This window comes from Metallibacterium sp., from assembly GCF_054637675.1.
This window is the reverse complement of the sequence record NZ_JBTSRB010000031.1, coordinates 1-26,755: the sequence shown is the minus strand read 5'-3', so window position 1 is coordinate 26,755 and position 26,755 is coordinate 1. Positions and strand designations below refer to the sequence as shown.

Below are 26,755 nucleotides of genomic sequence, written 5' to 3'. Positions count from 1 at the left end.
GTGCATCTTTTCATTGCTGTGGCAATCGCGCGGCGTTCAACGCGGGCGCACTGAAGCCCGTCATCAAATAGAGGCGATGGCGATGAAGCGTTATCGTCAAAAGCTGAGGTTAGGTCGTGGCCAAAAGTGATATCGATGCGAGATTTGAGCGCGACCCGCTCGAATTTATGAAGATACATACCGTCCAACCACAGGACTACAAGGACCGTGGTACCCAGTCGGCGACCGCTTTGTATGACCGGACGCCGCACAGCTACAACAAGCCCGGTGCCGTGCTGGCTCCGCGCGATTCGACGCTTGCGCTCACTGGTGCCGACAACCAGATTGCATTCACCAAGCTAAGCCGTACGGACAACCAGTACGGCGAAAGCAAGAACCAGTACAATCTGTTCTTCTATTCCAAGGCAGTCGCCGGCCTTTCGAGCATGGACGACTACATGGCGAGCTACTTCCTGCCTTGGACGTCCGATCATCTCACCAAGATCGTGATTCCGCCGAAGATTCCCGCACGCCATGGAGTCAGTCTTGCAGTACAGCGGCAGCGCGACCCGGACCTCTTTTTCACTGCGGCAGTGAACGGGTGTTCGGTGTTCGTCGAGGGCGACCCAAGGCATCCCACGGTCTACCACGCCGGAACCACCGAGAGTCGCAGCGATCTTTCAGATGCCAATCCCTTCCTGGCGGGTAATGCACGATTGCATTGGACACGCCTGTTCGAGCAGCAGCGGCAAGGCGCGGGCGACTATGGATCCGTCCACAAAGACGATTACGTCAACTACCTTGGCACCGGAACAACTCAGGAGGCCGCCCAGTACAAGAGTTTCCTCACGAGCGAGGCCTCCAAGCAATTGAAGATCCATTCGGCTACCGCCGAAGGATCGATATTCGGCCTGCGTGACGTCCAAGGCGCTTGGTCATTTTACTTGCAAAAAAACGTGCGCTTCGTTTTCACGCGACTGGTGAAGAAGAAAATCATGCTGAAGACCAGCCATATTCCAGCCACCAAGACCATCAACAAGGGTTTCAGCAACGAGGCCGTGGTCGAGGACACGCGCACAGTATGGACGCCTGTGCAGTTGATCAAGTTCTTTCCGGGCTCGAACAAGACGCCGGCCAGCGCGCGTCTGGAGCCGGCCACGATCAAGTTCATCCTGGACGCCTATTGAAGCGGGCGCGCCTGAACCGGTACGCGATCCCCGAGATGCTTGTTCTGAAACGCTGCACACCCATGCGGAATGGAGAGAACGGATGACCATCGTCGCAGCGCTTCAGACCGCAGCAGGGGGCGGCGGCACGTTCATCTCCGTAGAGCAGGTTCTTGCTGCGGTGAAGCCGCTGACCACGTCCTCGAACCTCAGGAGCGTCAAGGCGCTACTGGAGCCTTATGCCAAATTCCACGCATGGAAGCCGCAAGCTGGCGCATTTGAGGATTTCGACGCCTTGCTTGCCGTCTCTGCGGGACGCTTCAACACCACGATCTGTCAGAACAACGCGGAAGACTGGGTCAAGTTTTTTCTTAATGCCCTAAGCGGCATGGTTCGCCTGATCGAGGGCATCGGCGTGGTGGCTACCTACGGCACCGCGCAGAAGGAATCTTCGTACAGGCACATCGCTGAGAAGTTCGTCAAGGATCATCTGATAAGCACCGCGAACAAAGGTGCCGCATGGGCCAAGAGCCGGCTCATTGACAGCGTACTGATCAGCACGTCGATCGCTCGGGAAAGCTACGCCAGCCTGATTGATCAGGAAGTCGGCCAGATCAACAAGTTCAAGGTCTTTTTCCACGTCGAAGCCTACCTGGCACGTGTCAAGTCGTGGAATCCGGTCAATGCCGTGGTGCAGTCGATCCGCTACGTCACCGCCAGCCGGCTGCAGGCAAAAACCTACTCAAGCGCGTATCCGTCGAGTGAGAACCAGTCGGGGCATCTGATGTACGCGGTTCAGCCCGATGTCGCCAAGGAAGGGGGTCCATACCTGCTCCTCTATCACTTCGGGGACATCCTTACCGATGCTGCGGCGCCCGGTAACGGATGGCAACGGATCGAGGCGGAAAGCATCATCGCCAAAGTCAATGTCGACGGGGATGCAGCCGCCATGCGTGCCGGATGGCCGGTGGTCTATTTTCGCGAATAAAGCGCTCGCGCTAGGGCTCACACCGTGGTGGGGCCGTGGTGCAGTGGAATTTTTCTTGGAGGCAGGCAGTGATCGAAACGAACTACAACAGCGCAATCCGCATACAAGCTGCATACGGCTTCAAGTTCATCAACCGTGTGGCGTTGGCCGATGCAGCGGAGGCGCGTGAATTTATCCAGTTTGTCGAGCAGCAGCTCGACACCATCAACGCCTTGCGCACCGGTTACAAGCTGATGCGTGCAATACAGGACACCGGCAAGCTCGTCACGATTTATCTGGACAAAGACCGCAACGGCAGTGCGGCCGTGATGGAGGCAGAGACCGGCACAAACGATCGCGATCGTTTCATCAAGGCGTTCAGGCCACCGTCGCACCGCGTGATCATGGGCAGGGCGAAGCTCGACAACCCGCTGCTCAAGAATGCGTCAACCGTGGCCAAGCCCGGCGTTTGGAAGGCAGCGGTCGCACGTGGACCTTACTTGGAGGAATTTACTGCGATTCTCGACCGGGCAGGCCGCGGTGGTCTGAAGCGCGATGCTGTTGCGGCACTTGTCGGTCTTGGCCGGCCGCAGTTGAACGCGATCGAATCCGGCGCTGCAGGCATGGACGACGATACCTACTTCAAGCTCGCTTTTTATCTGTATGCATGGCTTACGCCGGGCCCAGGCATTAATACTGCCGTGCGTTTCGATGCCGCGGCTAGGCCCAAGCACGATGGTCCAAAACCGCAGGCAGAATGGGGTGTTCCAGTGCCGCACGTCAATCTGGCACACGAGCTGATTCACGCGTTGCGGATGATGCAGGGCATGCGCATTGTCGAAGGCCAGTGGGGCGAGGAGGCGATGACGGTCGGTCTGCCACCGTTCACTTCGCTGCCTTTCACCGAAAACAAGATTCGTGCCGAATCCAATCTCTCCATCCGCACTCAGTACGGTCAGAGCACGGCGGGTTCGCCTTGGCTGGACCGCCTTGCGAACACGGTGGAGACGGCGGGGAGTTCGCTGCCCAAAGGGCAACTACCTCCTTCTGCGCCGAAATCAGACGGCTGGAAGGCCGCACGGCCCAGGCGCTGAGCGATGTGAGGCAGGGGTCAGGCTCACCTCTTAAAAGCGTTTCTATGAAGGAATAACCATGCAACTAACTGCCTGTCTTACCAGTATGAGAAAGCGGTCGGAGTTGCTTATTCGAAAACGAGAAATGGCGAGACTTGGATCAGAGCTGCTTACGGAGGGGTGATCGTGCCAGGGTGTTTACGGTGTTGGCAGGTTGAGGAAATAAGTGAGAGGCTTTGGAAGGCCAGTTCGAGCCTTGAGCAATCCCACAATGTCGAGGTTTACATGTCATGCATAAATTGATGAAGGCAACTGGAGCCGGCCTCAAGCATTTTTTTGGCGCAAGAGAGAGCATCAGCCAACAAAAGAACCTTGGCCGACAGTTCTCAGCGGCTGGTACCAAGGTGAAGAAGTCCAAGATCCTCGCGGTCATGGGCATGTATGCGATTTACAAGGGCTCGCCTATCGGGCTGGCAAAGAACATCAGCGACAGCATCAAGGTGGGCAGGTGGAAGCACAGTGATCTGAAGCAACAGCAGCGCGATGTCGATACCTTTCTGGCCAATGCCGGAATGTCCGCGCAAGGAGCTGAGGCTGTTTCGCGGCTCATTCGCAACGGGGCTTTCGATGGCGAGATGTACACCCAACTGTCGCCGCAGGACGCCGCCATCCTCGACGGGCTCGAAAACGATCTGCGTATCGAAGCCGGACATTGCATCAATTTTTGAGGAGTGTCAGTCATGCAACCCGCCGCCCGCCTCACCGATCTGCATGTCTGTCCGATGGTCACCGTGCTGGTGCCGCACGTTGGCGGTCCCATTTCCGGCCCCGGCGCGCCGACGGTGCTGATCGGCGGCATGCCGGCCGCGCGCGTCAGCGACATGGCGGTCTGCGTGGGGCCACCAGACAGCATCGTGATGGGCTCGCCTACCGTGCTGATCGGCGGCTTGCCGGCGGCGCGCATGGGCGACAGTACCGCGCACGGCGGAACAATCGTGCTCGGTTGCTTCACCGTGCTGATCGGCTGAGCGGGACGCGCGGCGCATGCCTCGATCACTGACCACCGCGCACCCGCGCAAACAGCCGGCACGCCAGCCGCGAGCGGCGTTCGCGACACTATTGCAGGAAGCCATCGCCAGCCATCAAGCGGGTGACCTTGATGGCGCCGAGCGGCTGTACGGCGAGGTGCTGCAATTGCAGGTGGCACAGCCGGACGCCCTGCATTTCCTCGGCGTGCTGCATCATCAGCGCGGGCGCAGCGAGGCGGGCGTCGAGCTGATTCGCAGCGCACTCAAGATCACTCCGCGCCATCCAGATGCGCACAACAACCTCGGCAACATTCACAAGGAATGCGGGCGTTTGCGCGAAGCCGAGGCTTGTTATCGGCGTGCGCTCGAATGTGGTCCAACGCACCACAACGCCCTGAGCAATCTTGCGGTGGTGCTGGAGGCGCAGGAGCGGCCCGAGGAGGCGTTCCAGGCCTACAACCGACTGCTGTGGCAGGCGCCGCAGTTTGCGCATGGGCATTACCTGCTGGGTCGTTTCCTGCGGCGGTTCGCGCAGAACGTGGGGCATATCGAGCAATCTGCGGAACACTTTCGCAAGGCTTGCCAACTGGATGGCAGTAATGTGCGCGCGCTGCAGGCGCTGGGTGAGTCGCTGTACCTGCTCGGGCGGCAGGACGAGGCGGTCGCGGTGTATCGGGACTGGCTGGCGCGCGAGCCGGACGATCCGGTACCGCGTCACATGCTGGCGGCGTGCGGTGGGTCGGAGGTTCCTGCGCGCGCCGACGACGACTACGTACGCGACGTGTTCGATGCATTCGCGGACAGTTTCGACGAGCAGTTGCTGAAGAATCTCGATTACCGCGCGCCACAGGTGCTCACCGAGGCTTTGAGCAGGTGTTTAGGCGAGCCGGCGGCGGCGCTGAATGTACTTGATGCAGGCTGCGGGACCGGCTTGTGCGCGCCGTTGATCCGCGCGCATGCAAGGAGGCTGGTGGGCGTGGATCTTTCGGGCGGCATGGTGGAGAAGGCGCGCGCCCGTGGTGGTTACGACGAACTGGTCGTTGCGGAACTCACTGCATACCTGCGCGCGCAGCCAGCCACCTATGACGTGATTGTCTCTGCCGACACCCTCGTTTATTTTGGCGAGTTGCGGCCGGTGCTGTCGGCCGCGCATGCGGCGTTGCGGCACGGTGGCCGAGTGGGTTTCACGCTGGAGGCGCTGGAAGGCGATGCGGAGTGCAGCGAGTTGTCGGCCAGCGGCCGCTATCGCCATACACGGGCCTGCGTGCAGCGGGTGTTGGACGTGGCAGGCTTTCGCGAGGTGAATATCAGCGCCGATACGCTGCGCCGCGAGGCGGGCAAGATGGTGGCGGGTTGGGTTGTCGTGGCGTGCCGCGGAGTAACCTAGATCATGGTCGGACGCTTGCACGGCGGGATCGAATCCTGCGACTGTGCACCGGGGGGCGTGTTCTGCCAGAGCCGGGTGTAGCAGCCAATGCGGGTGGCGCGTCGCGTCGCGTGGCCGCGCGCATGGACCTTCCCGATTAGGCCCGGGTCGTGGCGGGCTGCCAATCAAGCATGCCCGGTGCCGGATGGCACGGCGCAGCACCTTTGCGGAGATTTGACCGATGGCTTATGCGATCACCTTGACGACCGATCTTGGCGGCGACACGTTGCTGTTCCGGCGCATGCACGCCCGCGAGCATCTGGGGCAGATGTTTTCCTATCGCGTGGAGATGCTGAGCACGGACCAAGCGGTGGATCTGCGCAAGCTGCTGGGCACGCCGATGACGATCAACCTGAAGCCTGAGGGGGGTGGAGAGCGCTACTTCAACGGCATTGTCAGCGCCGCCGAGCAGACCGGGTTCGAAACCATCGGGAAGGTGCGCTATGCGACCTACGCCGTGACCCTGGTCCCCAAGCCATGGCTACTGACACGCAAGGTGGATTGCCGCATTTACACCGCGTTGAGCGTGCCCGACATCGTCAAGCAAATCATGGGTGAGTTCGGCTATGCCGATGTGGATGTCAATCTCAGCGGCAACTACGCCGCCCGCGACTACTGCGTGCTGTACCGTGAGAGCTACTTCAACTTCATCAGCCGCTTGATGGAGCAGGAGGGCATTTACTACTTCTTCACGCATACCGCCGACAAGCACACCATGGTGCTGGCGGACGCCAGCAGCGCCCATGTGGCGGTCGCGCCATTCGCGACGCTACCTTACTGCCCGCCGACGCAGCGCGGCAGTCGCGAGGCGGCCAGCGTGAGCGCATGGACCACTGCGCGCTCGGTCAATGCGCTCAAGTGCGAGCTGACGGATTTTGACCCGATGGCGCCCACGGCCGCGCTGCTTGTCACCGCCTCGGTCGATAACGGGGTCGATTATCACAATCTCACCGAATTGACGGTGTTCGACTTCCCCGGCGACTACACCAGCGCGGAAAAATCCAGTACCGGCCAGCGATACGCGCAAGTGCGGACGCAAGCCCTGAACGCGCAGCACCTGACCCATGCCGGCAGCACCGATGCCTGGGGCTTGGCTACCGGCAACCTGTTCACCCTCAAGGATTTCCCGCTCCAGGAATTGAACCAGGAATATCTGGTGGTCGGCACACAGATCGATTTGGAGGGTGTCGAATATGCCTCTGGTGATGCTGGGAAGACGCCGTTTGCCTGCACCTTCGAAGTGATCGCCAGCCAACAGCCCTACCGCAGCCTGCCGCTGGCGACAAAACCGATCATCGCGGGCCTACAGACTGCCATCGTCACTGGCAGCGACACCGACGAGGACATCGTGGTCGACAAGTACGGCCGCGTGCAGGTCACGTTCCACTGGAACAAGCCGGACAAGCCGAACGCGCAGAGTTCGTGTCCGGTACGCGTGGCCTCATCGTGGGCGGGCAAAGCCTGGGGCGCGATCAACATTCCGCGTGTCGGACAAGAGGTCGTGGTGAGCTTCCTAGAGGGCGATCCGGACCAACCGCTGATCATTGGCAGTGTTTACAATGCCAACCACATGCCGCCGTATACGCTGCCGGACAACAAGACGCAGAGCGGTATCGTAAGTTGCAGCAATCCGGACGGCAGCGCCAGCACATTCAACGCAATCCGCTTCGAGGACAAGAAAGGCAGCGAGGACCTTTACCTGCACGCGCAGAAAGACATGCACGAGGATGTGGTTAACGACCACGTCGTGACCATCGGGAATGACGAAACCAGCAGCATCAAGAACGATCAGACCAGCGAAATCAAGCACAACCGCAAGCACACCGTGGACAACGATGACACGCTGACCGTGAGCAACAATGGCAGCACGTCGATCGGCAAGGAGTTCAAGCTTGAGGCTGGCAGTCAGATCGAACTGGTGACCGGCGCATCCAGCATCACCATGAAGAGTTCGGGCGAGATCGAGATCAAGGGTGTCAACATCAAGATCACCGGTGACATGTCGGTGAAGATCGATGGCCAGACCGAGGTCGGCATCAAAGCCGGGGCGACCATGGACATCGGTGCAGGCGCCAGCCTGAAGGCACATTCCGACGCCATGCTGGAGGTGGCTGGCGGCGCGATGACCACGGTCAAGGGGCCGATGTTGACGCTCAAGGGCGATGGCATGGCGCAGTTGTCCGGCGGCATCATCATGATTGGCTGAGGGAGTACGCAGATGTCAGAGATCCTGCAAGCATCCAGCCAGATGGAATTGTCACCACCCGCCAGCGCGCGCTTGCGGGCGAGCATGAGCGCGCAAGTCGCGGTACGAACGCTGCTTGACGCCGGCGAAGCGCAGGATGGCTTGAAGCTGCTGGCGCGCTTGCTGCCCAAGCGCTACGCGGTGGCGTGGGTCTGCCAGTGCGCGCGCGATCAGACACTGGGCATCGAGGACAGGGCTGGCGCATCGCTGGCCGAAACCTGGGTGCGTGATCCGAGCGAGGGCAATCGGCGCGCCGCTTTTGAATTTGCCAATGCCGGCGGTTACAAATCGATCGGTGCATGGCTGGCGGCAGCCGCGGGTTGGTCGGGCGGCAGCCTGGCGCCCGCCACACAGGAAACGCCAGTGCCACCGCCCGAGCACCTGACCGCCTGTGCCGCGGTGGCGGCCATCAATTTGATGGCGGCGCTGATATCCGAGCAGTTCGCGGCGCGCCGCAAAGCTTTCATTGAGCGCGCGCTGGGCCTGCTGGGATCTGGCGACTCTGTCGCGCCACGCGGCAAGGAGGCCTGACAGTGGCGACGGCGCAAACACTGATCATCGCGGTCAAGGGTCACCAGGCCGCGCAATTCGGCAGCCGCAGCCAGAAGGCATTTGCCGGCAGGGGTGGCAGCATTGGCCGGTCCGATGATTGCGACTGGGTGCTCAGCGCCGCCGGGGTGTCGCGCGTCCACGCCATGATCCGTTTTCTCAACGGTATCTATTTCATCGAGGATCGTAGTACGAACGGCATGTTGCTGAATGGCGTCGCGCTGGTCAGGGGCGATCCCTCGCCCTTGAAGGATGGCGATTGTTTGCAGATCGACACGTTCGAGATGGCCGTGCGCTTGCAGAGCGCGACCGAGGCCGCGGCGCCGCCAGCGGCCGCCGCCGCCGCGAGTCCGGCACTGCCGTCGGCAGTGCATGGCGCGGAGGACTTCGGGCTGCTTGATCTGCTGCCTCAGAGGGGTGGAACCGAGGCCGGCCCGCTCGGTGACGAGCTGATTCCGGATGCGGGGCATTCGACGACGGCGAGCGATCTTGATCCGCTGAGTTTTCTCGACGCTCCGTTTGCGTCAGAGCCGCCATTGGCGGATGCGCCTGCCGGGCTGCCTGCGGCAAGCTGGAATCACAGCGCCGGGATGGAAGATCACTTTCGTCCGCCGTCGGCGGCGTCCGCGGTTGCGCCGCAAGCACTGCCGGAGAACTGGGACATGACCATGGGCGATTTCACGCCCAAGGTCGCTGCGCCGCAGCCGATTGCGCCGCCACCGGCGCCGATGCAGGGGGCCGCGGCAGCGGCCATGGTCGCGCCGACGACCAGCGCGCCGGTGCAACTGGCGGCTGTCACCGCAGGCACACCGATGTTGCCCGCCGAGCTGGCGCAGATGCTGCACGTTGTTGCCGACGGCGTGATGGATGTCCTGCGCGCGCGCGCCGAGATCAAGAACAGCTTCCGACTGCCGGTCACGATCATCCAGCGCTCCGAAAACAACCCGCTGAAGTTCGCGGCGACGGCCGAGGAGGCGGTGCAGAAAATCCTGGCGCCGCCGAACACGACGTTTCTTTCCGGTGCCGTGGCGTTCGACGATGCTTTCGACGACATTCGCTGTCACCAGATGGCCATGCTCGCTGGGGTACGCGCAGGATTCGATGCGCTGCTGGCGCATTTCAACCCTGATCGCTTCGAGCGCGAAGCCGATGGCGGCGCGAAGCGCTCGGCGTTCGCAGGCAAGGGACGCTACTGGGAAAAATACCGGGAGCATTTCGAGGGGCTGATGAAAGACCCCGACGAATGTTTCCGGCGCTTGTTCGGCGACGAGTTCGCACGCGCTTACGAGGTGCAATTGTCGCGATTGAAGTCGGCGCGCAAGGCGGAGCAATCCACGCGCCGCTGATGGCCAGGCACTGTCGCAATGGGCCGGAGTGGTTCGTTGGGCATGCCGATGAAGTGCGAGACGAGTGCGGGCCGCGGTGCTCGCTGGCGGTAAAATTCAGACACATTGATCAGGCGCGATACATGACGCAGAACAACAAGGTGGTGTGGAGCGAGGGCTTGTTCCTGCGGCCACAGCACATGCAGCAACAGGAACGATACCTCGAGCGTTTCGTGGATCTGCGTGCCGCTGCGTTGCGTCCCTACGGTTGGGGCTTCCACGAGCTGGCGCTGGAAACCGATCTGCTGGCGATCGGCAAATTCGGTATCAAGAGCGCGCGCGGGGTGTTCGCGGACGGCACGCCGTTCTCGATGCCGAATGACGATCCACTGCCACCGGCGCTGGACGTGGACGCCAACTGGCGCGACCAGACCGTGTACCTGACCTTGCCGCTGCGCTCCCCGACCACTCCGGACAGTGGCCGCGGTGGCGCGCCGGCCGAAACCCTGTTCCGCTTCCGGGTGCGTGAAACCGAGGTGCATGATGCCTCAGGCAGCGTCGAGGGCCTGACTCCGCTGGAGGTCGGCGGCATGAGTTGTCGACTGCTACCGCAGTCACAGCCGATGGAAGGACTGACGCAGATACCCGTCGCGCGCATCGTCGAATGCCGCGCCGACCGGCGGGTCATGCTGGACGATGCATTCATGCCCAGCGGATTGAGCTGCCAGGCGGTGCCGCGCCTGTTGACGTTCCTGACCGAACTGCTGGGTCTGTTGCATCAGCGTGGCGAGGCGCTCGCCAGTCGCGTGGCACTGACCGATCGCGGCGGTGCGGCGGAGATCGCCGATTTCCTGCTGCTGCAAGTGGTCAATCGCTGCCAGCCCTTGATCGCGCATCTGGCCGAGGCGCCACTGCTGCATCCGGAAGATTTTTATCGCGCCTTGGTGGCGATGGCCGGTGAACTGGCCACCTTCACCGCGCCTGGCAAGCGCCCAGCCGCGTTTCCGCCCTACCGCCATGAGGCGCTACGAGAGAGCTTCGAGCCGGTCATCACCGCGTTGCGCATCAGCCTCAGCGCGGTGATGGAACAGACCGCGATGCCGATCCCGCTGGAGGAGCGCAAGTTTGGCGTGTGGGTGGCGGTGGTGCCCGATCCGACGCTCTTCGACAGCGCGGCTTTCGTGCTGGCGGCCAAGGCTGACGTCAAATCCGAAGACCTGCGGCGACAACTGCCGGCGCAATCCAAGATCGGTCCGGTGGAGAAAATCCGTGATCTGGTGAATCTGCAATTGCCGGGCATCTCGGTCACCCCCATGCCGGTCGCGCCGCGCCAGATTCCGTACAACGCCGGTTATCTTTATTTCGAGTTCGACAAGCATTCGGCGATGTGGCGCATGCTGAAGACCTCCGGCGGCATCGCGTTCCATTTTGGCAGCGGTTTCGCCGGGCTGGATCTGCAACTGTGGGCTATCAGAGGCTGACTCCATGAGCGGCATCAAAGGTCCGAACGACGTTGATCCAATGAGCGATGCGACGATAGTGCGTCCACGCGGCGCTGTTCCGGGAAGTGCGCCACCCGTGGCCGTGCCCGCAGCTGCATCCGCGTCAGCGCGGCCAGTGCCGGCGGCGCCAGCAGCGCAGGCACTGCCGGCCGAGATCAGCTCATTCCTCGGCAGCGGCATGAATCCGCTGGTGCAATTGGCCAGCCCGCTGCTGCTGCTGGCGGTGCAACTGCGCCACAGCGTTGCAGCGCCGGAAGTCACGCGCCTGCGTGAACAATCGATCGCGCAGGTGCGCAAGTTCGAGCAAGACGCGCAGGTGGCTGGCATCGCGGCGCAAACCGTTACCGCCGCGCGTTACGTGCTGTGCACGATGCTGGACGAAGCGGTCCTGAACGCACCTTGGGGTGAGCAGAGCGGATGGGCGCAGAAGACACTGCTGGTCACCTTTCACGGTGAGTCTTACGGCGGCGCCAAATTCTTCCAGATCCTGGAGCGTTTGTGCGCGGATTTTTCGCGCCATATCGACCTGATCGAGATGATGTACATCGGCCTTGCGTTGGGCTTCGGTGGACGCTATGCGGTCGAGCCTGGTGGTCGTGCCAAGTTGTCCGATATCCAGGACGATTTGTATCGGCGTATTCGCGCGCAGCGCGCAGCTCCGGCACAGGAACTGGCACCGCATTGGCGTGGTATTCAGGATCGGCGCAATCCGCTGATCCGCTATATCCCGCTGTGGGTAATCGGTGCCGCTGCGGCCTGCGTGCTGCTGATTGCATTTTTGTTTTTCTACACGCGCTTAAACGGTTCCGCTTCACCCGTCAGTGCACGACTGGCCGAGATCGGTCTGGAGAGTGCTGTTCCGCCGGACGCCGCCCTTCTTCAACAGGTGCGCCCCGTGGTCGCGCGCAAGACGCTGCAACAATTGCTGGCGCCCGAGATTCATGCAGGGCAACTCGCGGTGATCGAAAAATCCGCCGGAAAAGAGGTAGTGCGGATCGGAGCGACGGACATGTTCCCCTCTGGGGGCGTCACCATCGGCCCGCAGGAGATGCCCCTGCTGCAAAAAATCGCGCTTGCGCTCAATCAGCTGCGCGGACGCGTGATCGTGGTCGGTTACACCGACGATGTGCCCATCCATACCTTCCGTTTCAAGGACAATTTCGTGTTGTCGGAGGCGCGCGCGTATGCGGTGGTGAAGATTCTCGACAAGTGGATCGACAATCCCGGTCGGCTGGAATACATCGGTGCCGGTGATTCACATCCGATCGCGTTTCCAGCCAGTCGCGCGAGCAATCGGCGCATTGAAGTCACTTATATCCCGGGGGGTTGAACGTCGTGAAAACGTTCATGGCGCTACTCAAATCCGGCTGGTTCATCGCCCTCATCGGGGTCATCCTGCTTTCTATTCTGGTGTGGGTGGGTGGCCCTTACTTGGGCATTGGGGATACTCAACCGCTGGCTAGTGCGGTGGCGCGACTGCTGATGATCCTGCTGATCATCGTGGTATGGGCCGCATGGCTGCAGATCCTGCAGTTGCGTGCCCGTTCCAGGACCAGGCAGATGTCCGCGGACATCGCCGGGCAGGCGACACAATCGCCGGCTGCCAGTGAGCGTGACGAGCGCGGCAGCGCCGAGCGTGCGCAGTTGCAGGCCCGTTTTCAGGAGGCCATCGACACGTTGCGCAAGAGCCGCCGCGGCGGTGGCAATCTCTATACGTTGCCCTGGTATGTCGTCATCGGTCCGCCGGGCTCTGGCAAGAGCACGCTGCTGCAGAACTCGGGCCTGCACTTTCCCTTGTCCGATCGCTTCGGCAAGGAAGCGCTGCGCGGCATTGGTGGCACCCGCAACTGCGACTGGTGGTTCACCGACGAAGCGGTGTTTCTGGATACCGCCGGGCGCTATACCACCCAGGATTCCGACCAGGCGGCCGATGCATCGGCGTGGGTCGAGTTCCTCAATTTGCTGCGCCGATACCGCAAGCGGCGTCCGATCAACGGCGTGCTCATCGCGGTCAGCATGTCGGATCTGCTGATGTTGGACGACACCGATCGACACGCGCATATCCAGGCCATTCGCAAGAGGCTGGACGAACTGAGCGAGCATTTGCGCGTTGGCGTCCCGGCGTATCTGGTGTTCACCAAGTGCGATCTGATCGCGGGATTCTCTGAGTTCTTCGATGATCTGGGTCCCGAACTGCGCAGCCAGGTCTGGGGGTTCACCTTTCCTCTGGCCAAGACCATCGACGGCAGCGCCGCGAGGAGCTTCGGCGACGAATTCAACCTGCTGCTGGATCGACTCAATACGCGCATCCTGGATCGTTTGCATGAGGAGCGTGACCGCAATCGGCGTGCCGCGATCCTGTCCTTTCCGCAGCAGTTGAGCGCACTTCGCGATGTCGCGAAACAGGTCGCCGAAGGCGTGTTCAGCGCGCATCAGTACGGCGTTACGCCGCTGCTGCGCGGTGCTTATCTAACCTCTGGCACGCAGGAAGGCACGCCCATCGATCGCATGATGAGCGCGGTCGCGCGCACCTTCGGTGTCGATGCGGCGCAGGTGCATGCACCGGGCGCGCAGCGGCGCACATTCTTCGTCGAGCATCTACTGCAAGATGTTGTGTTCGCCGAGTCGGGGTTCGCGGGCACCAACCCTGCGCTGGAGCGACGCAAGGCGGTGCTGCAGGTCGCATCCTATGCCGGGGTTTTGTTGCTCACCGTGCTGTTGCTGTCGGCTTTTGCGATCAGCTTCGAACGCAATCGCGGCTATCTGCAAACCGTGGACGCGGCGCTGGGAAATTTCCCATCCCGGGACGGCATTGGCGGTGCCACGACGCAAAAGGAATATTTCGCGCGCGTGCTGGAGCGGATTGATGCCTACTCCGCGGTCCAGGACGCGGCGCAGAAGTACCGGGACCACGTTCCCTTGCTGATGCGTTTCGGGCTTTACCAGGGGCACGAGATCGGGAATCAAGCACAAGCAGCCTACGTGCGGGAACTCAATGGCTTGCTGCTGCCGGGCGTGGCCGCACAATTCCGCATGGGGATCACCAAGAACGCGGGTGACCCGCAGCGGCTGTATTACTTCCTCAAGGGCTATCTCATGCTGGCCGAGCCCAAGCACGAGAATGCCGACGAACTGATGACTTTGGGCAACATTGAATGGCAACACCTGTTCCCCGATGAGCCGGTGCTGCAAAAGGCCTTGGCGAAGAATTTCAAGGCGTTGGTGGCGGTTCCGGGTGCGCTGCATCCGCTGTCCGCTGATCAAGCCTTGGTGGAGCAGGCGCGCAACACCTTGCGTGCCGCCGACCTGACCACGCTGATCTACGGCAGCATGAAGTTGACGGCGGAAAGCTCCGGCTATGCGCCGCTGCAGTTGGACAAGGAGCTGGGCCTGCTTGGCAACGTGTTTCAGCGCAAGGATGGGGCTCCACTGTCCACGCCGATACCGGCGCTGTATACGCAACCGGTATTCGAGCACGAGGCCAGCAAGGGCATCGAGGAGGCGGTCAATCAGTTCGTCAAGGACGACTGGGTATTTGGTGCCACCAGGATCAATGCCGTGCAGAAGGCCGGCTTGGTGCAGCAGGTGTTGAATCTTTATCAGCAGGATTACATCAAGGCCTGGGACGCACTGCTGGACAATCTGCAACTGCAGCCGGTCAACAATTTGCAGGATGCCAGTGCGATGGCAGCCAAACTGTCCGGACCCAGTTCGCCGCTGAAGGCCTTGTTGCAGGTGGTGCGGCGCAATACCAGCGACATGATGCGCGCGCCGCCATCGGCGGCCAACGGCAACGCGCTGACAGCAGCGAAGAAGGCTGGGCAGGGCGCCATAAAGAGCGCCTTGGCGCTCGCCCTCGCATCTTCCGCAGGGGGAGCGGCCACGACTGCGGGAAAACCCGGGGCTGCCATCGCTGCCCATTTTCAGACACTCGATGAATTGACCCAGGGTGCGCCAGGGTCTGAGCCGATCGATCAGGTGCTGAGCGTGCTCAAGCAACTCAGTAACACGCTGCTGACCATGACGGACAGCACCGCGGTGCCCACCGGGCAACCGAATCCGCAGTTGCTGCTGGCGCAGCAGCAGGTGGCGCAATTGCCGCCGCCAGTGTCCACCTGGATCTCGGCGCTCACCGGCAACACGCAGTCACTGGTCGCGAGCGGCGCCAAGGGCGCATTGCAGGATCAGTACCAACAGGCGGTGGGCAAGGATTGCGCGGAGTTCATCCATGGCCGTTACCCATTTTCGCCGCAGAGCACCGTGGGTATTCCGGTGCAGAATTTTGCCGAGCTGTTCGGCGATGGCGGTCGTTTTGATTCCTTCTACAAGCAAACGCTGGCGAATCTGGTCAACGCAAGCGGGCGCACCTGGCGCTGGAAGAGCGGGCCAGGCGCTGTGAGCGGACCGCCCGGATTACTGCACGAGATGCAAATGGCCGATCAGATCCGCAAGATGTATTTCCAGCGTGGCAGCATGCCGGAAGTGGATTTCACCCTGATCAACCCGGTGCTTGGTCAGGGGATCAGCAAGCTGGTCATCGAGATCGATGGTCAAAAGTTCGACTATGAGCCTGGTGGTGCCTCCAGCAGTGGCGCGATGAAATGGCCGGGGCCACAACCCGGGCACGTGTCGATCGCTGCTTATGACAGCAGTGGTACATTGATCAGCCGTTTTGATTACCAAGGCGACTGGGCGTTCTTCAATGCCTTGCAGGCTGCGCATCTGCAGCGCAAGTCGGATCTACTGTTTCTGGCGCGGTTCGATTTTGGTGGGCGCGTGGCCACGGTCATGCTGCAAGCCAGCAATCTTGTCAATCCGTTCCTCAACACGGTGGTGCAAAACTTCCGGTGCGGGGGATAGACGGATGCAGGGGGCAGCGTCGGTCGGTTTCTTTGGCAAGTTGCCGTGCGCGGGCGATTTCGTGCAGCGCCGATTGCCGGCTCATTTCGTCGAAACATGGGATCGCAGCTTTGAACATGCCGTGGACGCCGCGCGCGCGCTGCTCGGTGAGCAGTGGTTGACAGCCTACCGTGGCAGTCCGTTGTGGCGTTTCGTGCTGGCCCCCGGGGCATGCACAGAGTCAGCATGGGCTGGCGTGTTCGGTCCATCACTCGATCGTGTCGGGCGTTGCTTTCCGATGGTCATCGCCGCGCCATTGGGAACGGACGCCGGTGCGATGCTGCAACTGTTGCGCAGTGGCCATGGCTGGTTCGACGCGCTGGAGCAGACTTATATCGCCGGCCAAACGGGCGACCGGGTTGCCGTGGATGTATTTGACGCGCAGGTGGCTGCATTGCCGGGACCGCTGGACAGCGCGCTTGCCGGTCCATGGACTGCGCTGCATCAAATCGACTGGCGTTTGGCCGAATACTGGCACCTGCCACTACCTGCGGCATACGCGGACGGAGCCTGGCTCGGCGACACATGGTTGCAACTGGCGGACGTACCCGGGCCATGGTGCCAATGGTGGACGATGGCCGGCGGTGAGCGCGTTTCGCCCAGCTTGCTGGTGACGCGTGGCTTGCCGCAGTCATCGGTTTACGCCGGCTTTCTCGATGGACAGAGCGGACTGGAAATTTGGCGGGTTCCAGCCGGACTTGCGTTGCCGCAGACGCGTTGGCCAGCGCTGTCGCCCATGGCTGCGGCGACGTCGCCGGGTAACGCTGTTGCCGCGTGCAGTTCGATGCGGGATGGCTTTGCGGATTGGCGGCTGTTGCCCGATGCGGGGTCCGCGGTCGCGTCGCCGCCGCCCGATGATTTGTCCGACTTGCTGACTGATGCGGGGGTGGATTTATCGCGCGCTGCAGACGTGACCAATGCGGGGATCGCATTGGCTACGCATTCTGCCACGGGCAATCGCGCTGTCGCGCGCGCGCGCAGGAATGCCAGCGGCTTCACCCTGATCGCCGCGGATGATGGTGCGCCCGGTGCGCCCGGTGCGCAGCGGCAAGCCGCGACTCGCGTGGCCGGCGTGGCCGAAGCCCTCGCTGTTGATGAACTGCAATCCGGCTTGCATGTGCTGCGCGACCGATTGCTGGCCATGCATCAACAGTTGGCGAGCCAGCGCGATGACCTGATCAATCCGGTCATGGAAGATGCGGCGGTGATTGCCTTGCGCATTGCGCATCGTGTTGCGGAGTTTCTGCGCATTGGTGCCGCGGCAGCGTGGCAATCGCACCATGGCCGGGTTCGGCCAGTATTTTCCACCGCACCAATCCCCGCGTCGATGGCGCAGGGAGATCCTGCCGGGCTCGATGAATTTCTGGGCATGCACGAAGCGTCGCCCGCGACGGGTCTTGGCGGTGCGACAACGCCCGATTGCGAGGATGCGCGGTGTGAGGTCGCGGTTGGTGATCGTCTCCTGCTGGTTGCTACGCGCGGCCTGATCGAGCACTTGTCCATTGCAGTGATTGAACAGGCGCTGGCGTTGCCTACCTGCGACGCAGCATGTGTTCACATTGCGAGTGCGGTACGGCTTGGCAACGAGCCAGCACAGTGGCCCTTCACCGTGACCGAGGTCGAATCATGAAAACCCGCTATCGCTCGGCAGGGCGCACGGTCACCGGCAAGGTCCGCAAGCACAATGAGGACGCCATCCTGATGCGTGATGACGTCGGATTATGGGTGGTTGCAGACGGCATGGGTGGCCATTCGGCCGGTGATTACGCCAGCGGCCTGCTCATCGAGCGTCTTGGCGCCGTGCGCCGCGATGGAGACGTATTCGACTTCATCGAAACGGTCGAGGATGCCGTGGTGCAGGTCAACACCGACTTGCTGCGAACGGCGGCGGAGCGTGGCGTCGACGTGATCGGCACGACCTTGGTGCTGTTGGTGCACAGCGCTGATTTCATGCTTTGTGGCTGGGTCGGTGATAGCCGCGGCTATTGCTACGAGGAAGGACGCTTGAGCCAGGTCACCGAAGATCATGTGCATGGCGGCATCAAGAGCGATATCACCCAGTTCGGAACGCAATCAGCGCAGCCAACGCCGGGTGCTGGCGTGCTGACTCGCGCCATTGGCGCCGAACGTGATTTGTTCATCGATTGGGTGGTTACCGGTAGTCGCCCGGGCATGCAGTTTCTGCTCTGTTCGGACGGCATCAACAAGGAAATGTCGGATGACGAGATCGATGCCGAGTTCCGCCGCCGGCTGCAACCGCAGGTGCTCGCTGATGAGTTGATTGATCTCGGTCTGCAGCGCGCAGCGCGCGACAATATTTCCGCCGTCATCGTGCAATTGCAGGATTGATCGAGACCGTACCCAGATGAAGTCCATCGTTGAACTGATTGTTGCCCTGCAGCAGGGAACGCTGACGCTGTCGGCCGCAGCGGATGCCATCGCGGCGCGTGGTGCGTTGCCTGATGCTGAGCATCGCGCCGAGCTGGCGCTGCTTGAGCAGGCAGGTCAGCAGGGTCAACTCGATGCGCCGACCGTGCGTGAGCTGTTGGCCAGACTCGTGGCTGCGCAGGCCGCAGCGGCCCCGGACGACAGCTTCGACGATGCCACCGTGGTCAAACCGGCGATCGACGACGCGACCGTGGTGAAACCCGCGGCGCGGCCGCCGCCGGCCGAGGCCGCCGATGGCACGGTCGTGAAGCCCGTGCCACGGCCGCCACCGCCGGAGCAGGACGAGGTCACTATCGTCAAGCCATCCGCAGTGCGCGTGCCGGATGGCACTGAGCGAACCACCGGGGTGACGGGCACTGCTGGAAAGACGGGCACCGGCACGGGTTCCAGCAGCATGGACATGGCCAGTTGGCGTCGCATCGCCAATGCCGAGGGTGGGGAATACGCGACCGTCGGCATGTTGCTCAAGGGTCGCTTCCTGCTTGAGCGCGAAATCGGCCGTGGTGGCATGGGCGTAGTGTTCCTGGCACGCGATGAGCGCAAGGTCGAAGCGCGCGATCGTGATCCCTATGTCGCCGTCAAGGTGCTGAACGATGATTTTCGCCGCCACCCCGATTCGCTGATCGCGCTGCAACGCGAGGCACGGCGCTCGCAACTGCTGGCACACGACAACATCGTGCGCGTGTTCGATTTCGACAAGGATGGAACCATCGTTTTCATGACGATGGAGTACATCGACGGTTCCGATCTGAAGACGCTGATCCGCGAACGCGCCTACAACGGCATGTCGCTGGCCGATGCGCGGCCGTTGATCGAAGGCATGGCGTGGGCACTCAAGCGCGCGCATGCCACGGGCGTGGTGCATTCTGATTTCAAGCCCGGCAACGTCATGGTCACGCGCGAGGGCGTGCCCAAGGTTTTCGATTTTGGCATCGCGCGCGCCGCGCAGCATGCGGGTAGCGATTCCGCAGGCGACAAGACTTTGTTCGATGCCGGCACCCTGGGCGCGCTGACGCCAGCCTACGCCAGCCTGGAGATGATCAAGGGGCAGGAGCCGGCAGCGTCCGACGACATTTACGCGCTAGGCTGCGTCATCTTCGAGCTGTTGACCGGCAAACATCCCTTCGACAAGGCCAGCGCCGAGGTGGCCCAGCGTGAAGGGCGGCGACCGCCGGCGGTGCCGGGGCTCACGCGACGTCAATACAAGACTTTGTGCGACAGCGTTGCCTTCACCCGCGAGCAGCGTTTGAAGAGCGCCGCCGAACTGATCGATGGTTTGCGCGAGGTTACGTGGTGCCAGCGTTATGGACGGCCATTTGCCTATGGAGCGGGCGTGGTCGTGTTGCTGGCGTTGGGAGCCTGGGGCTTGAGCCGCTACCTGCACGACCAGCAAGTCGCGCGCGTTGTCGAGCGCTTCGCACCAACCAATGCGCAGCACTACGCCAACGTCGGTCAGGCCATGACGGCGTTGAACGGTCTCAATCCACGGGACCGTACGCGCATCGTGCTCGAAGACGGGGAGATCATTCAGAACTTCCTGCTCAACCGCATTCGCAGTCACTGGAATCCGTCCGGCGATCACTACGATTTTGCCGGTGCGGAAAGGGTGTTTCAGGCGCGCGACCAACTCAGGCTTTACTCCCCGGCGCTGGATCGTGAGCATCGCGCCATCGAACAGCAGCGCAACGATCTGCTCAATACTCTCGATACCCAGCTCATGGAGCGCATCAGTGCCGGAGCGATTTTCGCGAGTCAGCCGCACAATGTGATCGCCACCATGGCCAAGATCCGGGCCATGGATCCGACCAGTGCGCTGCTGAAAAATTCGCAGTTGGAACTCAAATACGATATTGCCATTGGTCAGTCGCTGGGGTCCGGCCAGATCGCGCAGGCGCAGCAGCGGCTCCAGCTGGCGCGCAGCGTGTTTCCCGATTCACGGCGACTCGCGGTACGCGCTCAGCAACTGGCTGCGCTGAGCAGCAGTGAGCAGGTTGTCAGTGTCCCGATCACATCGCGGTTCCAGACGGTGACGCAAGCGCAAACCGCCTTGGCGGGGCTGGTGGCCACGCCGGCCACCACGGCGGTTTGGCAGAGTCAGGTCGCGGCTGCCATGGTGTTGTTGCAGAACAACCAGTCGCCCTCGACGCGCCACCTGGTGGACCGGCTCGGCGCCGCGATTGCCACGACCGTGAGCAAGCAGAACAACGCATTGCATCTGCCGCAGGACATCGAGCTGATCAATTTCGGCCTGCGCTACGCGCCACGTTCCGCGCCATTGTTGGCGCAGCGCGATCGTCTGGTGGCCTTGCAGCAACAGCAGCAAACGCGGCTCGATCAGGAGGCGGCGACGGCAGAAATCGCCTCGCGCATCGAGTCCGTGCGCCGCGCGGCTGCGGCCAACGACACCGCCAAGGCCGAGCAATCACTGGCCCGGATCCGCGCGTTGCAGTCGAGCAATCCTTTTCTCGTCAAGGAGGGTCCGACGCTCGTCGCAGAGGCCTATATACGGATCGCGCAAGGTGCATTCCGCGCCGGCAAGTATCAAGGCGCCCAACAGGCGATCGCGCAAGGCATTGCCGCGTTGGGGCCACGTTCGGATCTGGTTAACGCGCGGGATTTGTATGCGCTGACCGCTGCACTGATCAGCACGCATGGGCAACCGCTAGCCGCCGCCGATTATCAGCGTTTGAGCACCCAGCTCGGGCGTATCCGCAAGATCGATGCGAACGGGTTGAAGAACCTGGAAAGCGAGCTCAAGAGCCGTGGGCAACTCGCGCAGGGCACGCTATCAGCATTGCTCGAATCGTTGCGGCCGCCGAGTTTGGTCAGTACCGCTGTGCAGCCTGCGACACCGACGCCAAGTCCGATCAGCACGGTCTCGAAGCCGGCTGCTGTCGTACCCCAGATTCTCCCCAGCACACTGCCCCAACCAGTGACATCGGCCGCAGTCGCGACCAGCCCCGATCCTTGTGCGCAAGCCGGGCTGGCCGGAAGCGGGCGCGTGTGCTTCGATCGTTTGCAGGATGGCCAGCGCGGCCCGCTGCTGGTGGTGATTCCGGGGGTTGCCGGTGGCAAGCCGTATGCGCTCTCGCGTGCTGAGATCACCGTCAACGATTTCAATGCGTTCTGCAATGCTACGCACCAGTGCAAGCCAGTTGCGCTGGCTTATTCCTATGCCGGTCAGTTGCCCATCACCGATATCAATGTCAGCGCCGCCAAGGCCTACGCGCACTGGTTGAGCAACGAGAGCGGCCATGCCTACAGCCTGCCCACCGATGCCGAATGGTTGCATGCGGCGCGGGCTGGAGTAGGCTGGAAACAGTCCCCTGACAGCAACTGCCTGCCGCCTTCCTCGGATGGAAACAATGGTGACGGCAGCCCGATCTCGGCGCTGGGTCGTCAGCCGAATCCATGGGGTCTGGTGAACATGACCGGCAACGTCTGGGAGTGGGTGTTGCTCCCCCACGGTGGACTCGGTGTACGCGGGGGCAGCTACAACAGCTACTGGTCCGATTGCACGGTCAACGCCTTTCGCAGCGATTCGGGCGCGCCCCAGCGTGATGTCGGATTCCGCATTTTCAGGGCACTGAAATGACTGAATTGGAACGACAGATCAACCATAGCCTGCGCGCCCTCGACCGTGCCCATTTGCTGGGCCGTATCAGCCGCGATGAGTACCGGGCGCGGCGTCGACGCCTGTTGGTATCACTGGCCAACGATAGCCATGTGGTGACCGCACGCATTGCCATCAACAAGGCGGGCGCGGCGTCGGCCAAGACCATTCCGATCAGGGCGGCGCACGCGAGTCAGGAACAGGATGCGGCGCTGTCGAAGATGTTTTCTCCCAATCAGCCGGCAGCGCGGAAGTACCTGATCGCATTCGCCATCGGCATCATCGCTTGTGCCGTGCTGCTGTATTGGTGGTTGCATGCTGGATAAGCCGCTCCCGAAGTCGCTGCCGGCGGCGTGACCAGGGCGCTGGGATGAGTGGGTGGGCGCGGGCAGTCGAAAGCCTCAGTCCAGCCAATGACATCGGCCAGTTGGACAATTTCAAGGAGTGTGTTGTGCGGATTGCCTTGTTATCAGCAGCCTTGGCGCTTGCCTTGTGCGGCGGTTCCGTGTGGGCGCAGGATGCGGCCGGGATCCCCCTGCAAATACTGGTCAGCGGCGTGTCGCCCGCGAGCGGCGTGGCAACCCCAGCATCCCGCGCGGCTGTGGAGCGCATCGTGGATACCGAGTATCGAGCCGCGCTCGTGGCCGCTGGGCATCCGCCTGCACTGACGCCCGCGCAACTGCAGATCGTTGCGGAGAATGTCACCCGCGCCCTGCACAAGGCGGGCTTCGCCCATGCGCGGGCCTTCCTGTCGAATCAGATGCTGGCCTTCAATGTCCCCAACAGTGCTGCTGTTTCCGTCAGCGTCTTGGCGCCAGCGTCGCCACCGCGCGCAGTGGCGCCACCCGCGCCGCTTGCACCCAACGTGGTGCCGCCAATGAGCGTCCGCGACGAGCGTGCGGCGCAGACCGACCTGATCGCCGTGCGCGGCTTCCATGTCGAGGGCGTTGGCAATCATGCCGATGCGGGCATCACCCCCACCAGCATCCAGACCCTTGCCGATACCCTGTACGCGAAACTTGGCGGTACCGCCAAGCAGCCGATCAAGCTCAGCTTCCTGCAATTACAGGGAGTTGCCGATGCGATCACCAATCGTTACCGCAAGGCCGGCTTCATCGTCGCCACAGCGTTTCTGCCGGCGCAAACCCTGGGTAGCAGCAAGATCGTCGATATCAAGGTACTCGAAGGCCGGATCGGTCGCGTCATCGTCGAAGGCGCCAAGCGTTACCGTCCCTGGGTCATTGCCGCGCCGGCTGAGCACTTGAAAGGCCATGCTCTGCGCAAGAGCGATGTCGACTCCGCGTTGTTGTATGACCGCGATCTACCGGGCGTATCGGTGGCGGCGACCTTCGAGCCGGGCGCGCAAGTCGGTCAGACCAACCTGCTACTGATCGCACACGAAGCGCCGCATCCGTACACATTCACAGTAGGCGCCGACAACTACGGCACGTCGATCACCGGGCGCTATCGCGCTCTGCTGGGGGCCACCTGGAACAGCCCGCTGGGTATTGGCGACCGTCTGGCGGCGAACGTGGATTACGCGCTAGACCCGAGTCAGAACGTATACGGATCATTGCTCTACACGGTGCCTACCGTGATTGTTCCCGGTCTCGACGGCGTCGTCGGCGCCACGCGCAGTACCTTGCAGATCAATACCGGCCCTTTCGCGGCCCTGCATATCAGCGGCCCGACCTCGTCGTACTTCGGTGGCGTGAACTGGAAGTTCGTCAATGACGAAGACCTGAAATTGCAGGCTTCGCTGCAACTCATCCATGAGCAGGCCAAGATCAGCAGCCTCGGCGTGCTTTTGTCCGACGAGCAGTTCAATGTGCTTGATCTCGGCTTTGGCATGAATCAAACCGACCGCCGCTTCCATGGAGTCAATCTGCTGCAGGCTGACCTGCGTCAGTCGGTTAGCGGGCACTCGCTGCAGCCGGATCTGATCAGTCCGAATCACGCCAACAAGTTCACCATCGGGCGCCTGTCGTATACGCGCTTGCAGTTTCTGCCCGATAACCAGCAGCTGTATTTCAAGCTGGTCGGGCAATACACGCATTATGCGCTGCCACCGCTTGAGCAGTTCTCGATCGGTGGCCCGTATAGCGTTCGCGCCTATCCGATCGCCACGGCGCTGACGGACAGCGGGTTCTATACCTCGCTGGAGTATCACGTGGCCGCGCCCGGTTTCGGCAATCTCACCTCGCCGTTTTATGGCCAGCCGTGGCGATCGCTCCTGGAATTGGAGACCTTTGTCGATTACGCGCGCGGCTACCCATCGGCGGGTGATCGCCTCGGCAATCCTGCCGTGGTGACCTACAAGGGCATTGGCGCCGGGGTTGTATTCCGCCTGCCGCGATTCCACGGTCTGGAGTTTCACCTGGATTATTCGGTGCCCGTGGATGAGCAGAGCGCATCCGGCCTGAACGGCTACCAGATCTATTCCGGTTTGGGCATGAAGTTTTGAGGGGAGAAGATCATGAGCAAGACCATGGCGACAAAAAACTCCGCATCCCGCAAGCCGGCACGCTGCACGCAAGCTGCGCGCAATCCGCGCACAACACTCCCGCGGCGCAAGCTGCTGTCGCTCAGCGTGTCCTTCGCGGCGGTGGTGGCCGGCACGTTCCTGTTTTGCGGCTCGGCCTTGGCCGTGCCGGGGCTGCCGCCCGGGACGACACCGACGGGCGGTGTGATCGTCGGTGGCAGCGGCTCGATTTCACAAAGTGGCGATACCACCACCATCAACCAGTCCTCCGGGCTGTTGGCGATCAACTGGAACACCTTCAATGTCGGTGCCAACGCGACCGTGCTGTTCAACCAGCCCTCGGCGGCCGCGATCGCGCTAAACCGCATCCTCGATCAAAACCCGAGCCTGATCTTCGGTCACATCGACTCGAACGGCCTTATCTTCCTGATCAACACCCACGGCATCATTTTCGGGCCAACGGCCGAGCTCAATGTCGGCGGCCTGCTGGCCAGCACGCTGGACATGACGCCCACCGATTTCATGTCCCGGCGTTTCAATCTGGATGCGCATGGCGCAGTGGCGAGCGTCGTCAACTATGGGCTGATCAACGCCGCCAGCGGTGGCTCGGTCAGCCTGCTCGGTGGGCAGGTCACCAACAACGGGCTGGTCGTCGCCAACTACGGGCATATCAATCTCGATGGCGCCAATCGCGCCGTGCTCGATTTCGGTGACAACGGCCTGATCAATATCCAGGTCACCGGCGAGCTGAAGAAGCAACTGGATGCCGAGCAAGCCGCGGTGATCAACAACGGCACCCTGCGCGCCGACAGCGGCACCGTGATCCTGCAAGCCACCGCGGCGCGCAATCTGTTCACCAACCTGGTCAACAACACCGGAAACATCATCGCGTCCGGCATCAGCAGCGACGGTGGCGTGGTGCGATTGGTGGCCGCGGGCGGCAATACGCTCGACAGCGGCAGCATCGATGCCGGCGGCATGCACGGCGGCACGGTGCAAATCCTGTCCGATCAAAACGTCGGTGTTACCGGCAACATCAATGCCTCGGGTACGCAAGGCGGCGGCAGTATCCGCGTCGGTGGTGGCTGGCAGGGCGGCGAAGGTCTGCCGACCGCGGCGGTGACCTACGTGGGACCAACCGCCACCCTCGATGCCAATGCCACGCAGTCGGGCAACGGCGGTTCTGTCGTGGTGTGGGGCAACCAGGGCAACAACTTCTACGGCACCATCACCGCGGATGGTGGCGCGCAGAGTGGCAATGGCGGTCAGGTTGAAACCTCGGCGCACACCGGGCTCAATGTTCAGGGCAACGTGGACGCATCGGCGGTCGCGGGACTGGCGGGTACCTGGTTGCTTGATCCTTGGGATGTCACCATTGCAAGTGGCGGCGGAACAGCATTTAACAATCCTTTCGCAGCCACGGCCACATCCATCATCGATCCAGCCGGCATTGATACCGCGCTGACCGGTGGCACCAGCGTAGTCGTTTTCACCGGCAGCTCGGGGTCACAAAACGGCGACATCGTCGTGAATAGTCCGATCACAGCCTCTGGTCCAGGCTCGCTCTATCTGAAGGCTGCAGGCAGTATTTTTCTCAATGCCAATATCAGTTCATCAAACAGCACGACACCGCTCAACTTGTACCTATGGGCCAACTATGGTGGTACGACTTCCGGATCAACTTACTCCAGTAACGCGACGTGCACTTCAAGTACCTTGTGTGTAGTGGACATTGGCGACACTGGCAATGCCAGCATCACCACCAGCGGCGGCAGCGTGGATGTGGAAACGGGCACTGGCGGTGGTGCACTGAATATCGGTAGTACCAGCGACACAGGCAGCATCAATACGGGTGGCGGCACGCTGACCGTGAACGCGACCGGGATCGTTCAATCCGCCTTGGCCGGGAGCATTTTGGCCGGCAATGCGACGTTCAACGCCGGTGCCGGCGCGCTGACGCTGGACAGCACTGGCAATGACTTCACTGGAGTGGTGAGCCTCAACAACAGCGGCGCCAATGCCGTCACCCTGAACAACGGCAGCCATGCGCTGG

The 26,755-nt window shown here is 62.1% G+C and carries 18 protein-coding genes; all 18 read left to right on the top strand.

Annotation, left to right across the window (positions count from 1 at the left end):
* Nucleotides 1-116: 116 nt before the first annotated feature.
* Entirely contained in the window at nucleotides 117-1,166 is a 1,050-nt protein-coding gene (locus tag ACYDAT_RS10340; protein WP_461449972.1) for a hypothetical protein, read from the top strand.
* 82 nt (nucleotides 1,167-1,248) lie between these two features.
* The gene (locus tag ACYDAT_RS10335; protein ID WP_461449970.1) at nucleotides 1,249-2,133 is read left to right on the top strand and encodes a hypothetical protein; all 885 of its coding nucleotides are present in this window, start codon (nucleotides 1,249-1,251) and stop codon (nucleotides 2,131-2,133) included.
* 68 nt (nucleotides 2,134-2,201) lie between these two features.
* A complete protein-coding gene (locus ACYDAT_RS10330) occupies nucleotides 2,202-3,206 on the top strand; it encodes a M91 family zinc metallopeptidase (protein WP_461449968.1) in 1,005 nt (334 codons plus the stop codon).
* Nucleotides 3,207-3,475: 269 nt separating this feature from the next.
* Nucleotides 3,476-3,913 carry a hypothetical protein gene (locus ACYDAT_RS10325; protein WP_461449966.1) on the top strand — a complete coding sequence of 146 codons (438 nt, stop codon included), beginning with the start codon at nucleotides 3,476-3,478 and terminating at the stop codon, nucleotides 3,911-3,913.
* Nucleotides 3,914-3,925: 12 nt separating this feature from the next.
* Nucleotides 3,926-4,213: a PAAR domain-containing protein gene (locus ACYDAT_RS10320; RefSeq protein ID WP_461449964.1), complete on the top strand. Its 288-nt coding sequence runs from the start codon at nucleotides 3,926-3,928 to the stop codon at nucleotides 4,211-4,213.
* Between the two features lie 16 nt (nucleotides 4,214-4,229).
* Nucleotides 4,230-5,600 (top strand): tetratricopeptide repeat protein, encoded by a 1,371-nt coding sequence (locus tag ACYDAT_RS10315; protein WP_461449962.1) that lies wholly within the window; start codon nucleotides 4,230-4,232, stop codon nucleotides 5,598-5,600.
* Nucleotides 5,601-5,820: 220 nt separating this feature from the next.
* Nucleotides 5,821-7,845, top strand: coding sequence for a type VI secretion system Vgr family protein (locus ACYDAT_RS10310; RefSeq protein ID WP_461449960.1), 2,025 nt, complete (start codon nucleotides 5,821-5,823; stop codon nucleotides 7,843-7,845).
* A 12-nt stretch (nucleotides 7,846-7,857) separates the two neighbouring features.
* A complete protein-coding gene (locus tag ACYDAT_RS10305) occupies nucleotides 7,858-8,415 on the top strand; it encodes a DUF6931 family protein (RefSeq protein WP_461449958.1) in 558 nt (185 codons plus the stop codon).
* A gap of 2 nt (nucleotides 8,416-8,417) precedes the next feature.
* Nucleotides 8,418-9,779: a type VI secretion system-associated FHA domain protein TagH gene (gene tagH / locus ACYDAT_RS10300; protein WP_461449956.1), complete on the top strand. Its 1,362-nt coding sequence runs from the start codon at nucleotides 8,418-8,420 to the stop codon at nucleotides 9,777-9,779.
* A gap of 122 nt (nucleotides 9,780-9,901) precedes the next feature.
* A complete protein-coding gene (tssK, locus tag ACYDAT_RS10295) occupies nucleotides 9,902-11,239 on the top strand; it encodes a type VI secretion system baseplate subunit TssK (RefSeq protein ID WP_461449954.1) in 1,338 nt (445 codons plus the stop codon).
* 97 nt (nucleotides 11,240-11,336) lie between these two features.
* The gene (gene icmH, locus ACYDAT_RS10290; protein ID WP_461449952.1) at nucleotides 11,337-12,590 is read left to right on the top strand and encodes a type IVB secretion system protein IcmH/DotU; all 1,254 of its coding nucleotides are present in this window, start codon (nucleotides 11,337-11,339) and stop codon (nucleotides 12,588-12,590) included.
* A 17-nt stretch (nucleotides 12,591-12,607) separates the two neighbouring features.
* Complete coding sequence (tssM, locus tag ACYDAT_RS10285; RefSeq protein WP_461449950.1) at nucleotides 12,608-16,120, top strand: type VI secretion system membrane subunit TssM; 3,513 nt, start codon at nucleotides 12,608-12,610, stop codon at nucleotides 16,118-16,120.
* A complete protein-coding gene (tagF, locus tag ACYDAT_RS10280; RefSeq protein ID WP_461449948.1) occupies nucleotides 16,068-17,789 on the top strand; it encodes a type VI secretion system-associated protein TagF in 1,722 nt (573 codons plus the stop codon). Before tssM ends, tagF begins: the two co-directional genes overlap by 53 nt.
* Complete coding sequence (locus tag ACYDAT_RS10275; protein WP_461449946.1) at nucleotides 17,786-18,508, top strand: PP2C family protein-serine/threonine phosphatase; 723 nt, start codon at nucleotides 17,786-17,788, stop codon at nucleotides 18,506-18,508. Before tagF ends, ACYDAT_RS10275 begins: the two co-directional genes overlap by 4 nt.
* 16 nt (nucleotides 18,509-18,524) lie before the next feature.
* On the top strand, nucleotides 18,525-22,202 hold the full coding sequence (locus ACYDAT_RS10270) for a bifunctional serine/threonine-protein kinase/formylglycine-generating enzyme family protein (RefSeq protein WP_461449944.1): 3,678 nt from the start codon (nucleotides 18,525-18,527) through the stop codon (nucleotides 22,200-22,202).
* Nucleotides 22,199-22,546, top strand: coding sequence for a hypothetical protein (locus ACYDAT_RS10265; RefSeq protein WP_461449942.1), 348 nt, complete (start codon nucleotides 22,199-22,201; stop codon nucleotides 22,544-22,546). The genes ACYDAT_RS10270 and ACYDAT_RS10265 overlap by 4 nt, the downstream gene beginning before the upstream one ends.
* Before the next feature lie 287 nt (nucleotides 22,547-22,833).
* Complete coding sequence (locus ACYDAT_RS10260) at nucleotides 22,834-24,684, top strand: ShlB/FhaC/HecB family hemolysin secretion/activation protein (RefSeq protein WP_461449940.1); 1,851 nt, start codon at nucleotides 22,834-22,836, stop codon at nucleotides 24,682-24,684.
* A 12-nt stretch (nucleotides 24,685-24,696) separates the two neighbouring features.
* The coding region (locus tag ACYDAT_RS10255; protein WP_461449938.1) for a two-partner secretion domain-containing protein at nucleotides 24,697-26,755 on the top strand (2,059 nt) is incomplete at its 3' end.

Excerpts from the sequence above, each read along its gene's own strand:
- ACYDAT_RS10315 (WP_461449962.1), top strand. The coding sequence starts at position 4,230 with ATGCCTCGATCACTGACCACCGCGCACCCGCGCAAACAGCCGGCACGC.
- tssK (WP_461449954.1), top strand. The coding sequence starts at position 9,902 with ATGACGCAGAACAACAAGGTGGTGTGGAGCGAGGGCTTGTTCCTGCGG.
- ACYDAT_RS10275 (WP_461449946.1), top strand. The coding sequence starts at position 17,786 with ATGAAAACCCGCTATCGCTCGGCAGGGCGCACGGTCACCGGCAAGGTC.
- ACYDAT_RS10310 (WP_461449960.1), top strand. The coding sequence starts at position 5,821 with ATGGCTTATGCGATCACCTTGACGACCGATCTTGGCGGCGACACGTTG.
- ACYDAT_RS10335 (WP_461449970.1), top strand. The coding sequence starts at position 1,249 with ATGACCATCGTCGCAGCGCTTCAGACCGCAGCAGGGGGCGGCGGCACG.
- ACYDAT_RS10320 (WP_461449964.1), top strand. The coding sequence starts at position 3,926 with ATGCAACCCGCCGCCCGCCTCACCGATCTGCATGTCTGTCCGATGGTC.
- ACYDAT_RS10325 (WP_461449966.1), top strand. The coding sequence starts at position 3,476 with ATGCATAAATTGATGAAGGCAACTGGAGCCGGCCTCAAGCATTTTTTT.
- ACYDAT_RS10305 (WP_461449958.1), top strand. The coding sequence starts at position 7,858 with ATGTCAGAGATCCTGCAAGCATCCAGCCAGATGGAATTGTCACCACCC.
- ACYDAT_RS10265 (WP_461449942.1), top strand. The coding sequence starts at position 22,199 with ATGACTGAATTGGAACGACAGATCAACCATAGCCTGCGCGCCCTCGAC.
- ACYDAT_RS10270 (WP_461449944.1), top strand. The coding sequence starts at position 18,525 with ATGAAGTCCATCGTTGAACTGATTGTTGCCCTGCAGCAGGGAACGCTG.
- tssM (WP_461449950.1), top strand. The coding sequence starts at position 12,608 with ATGGCGCTACTCAAATCCGGCTGGTTCATCGCCCTCATCGGGGTCATC.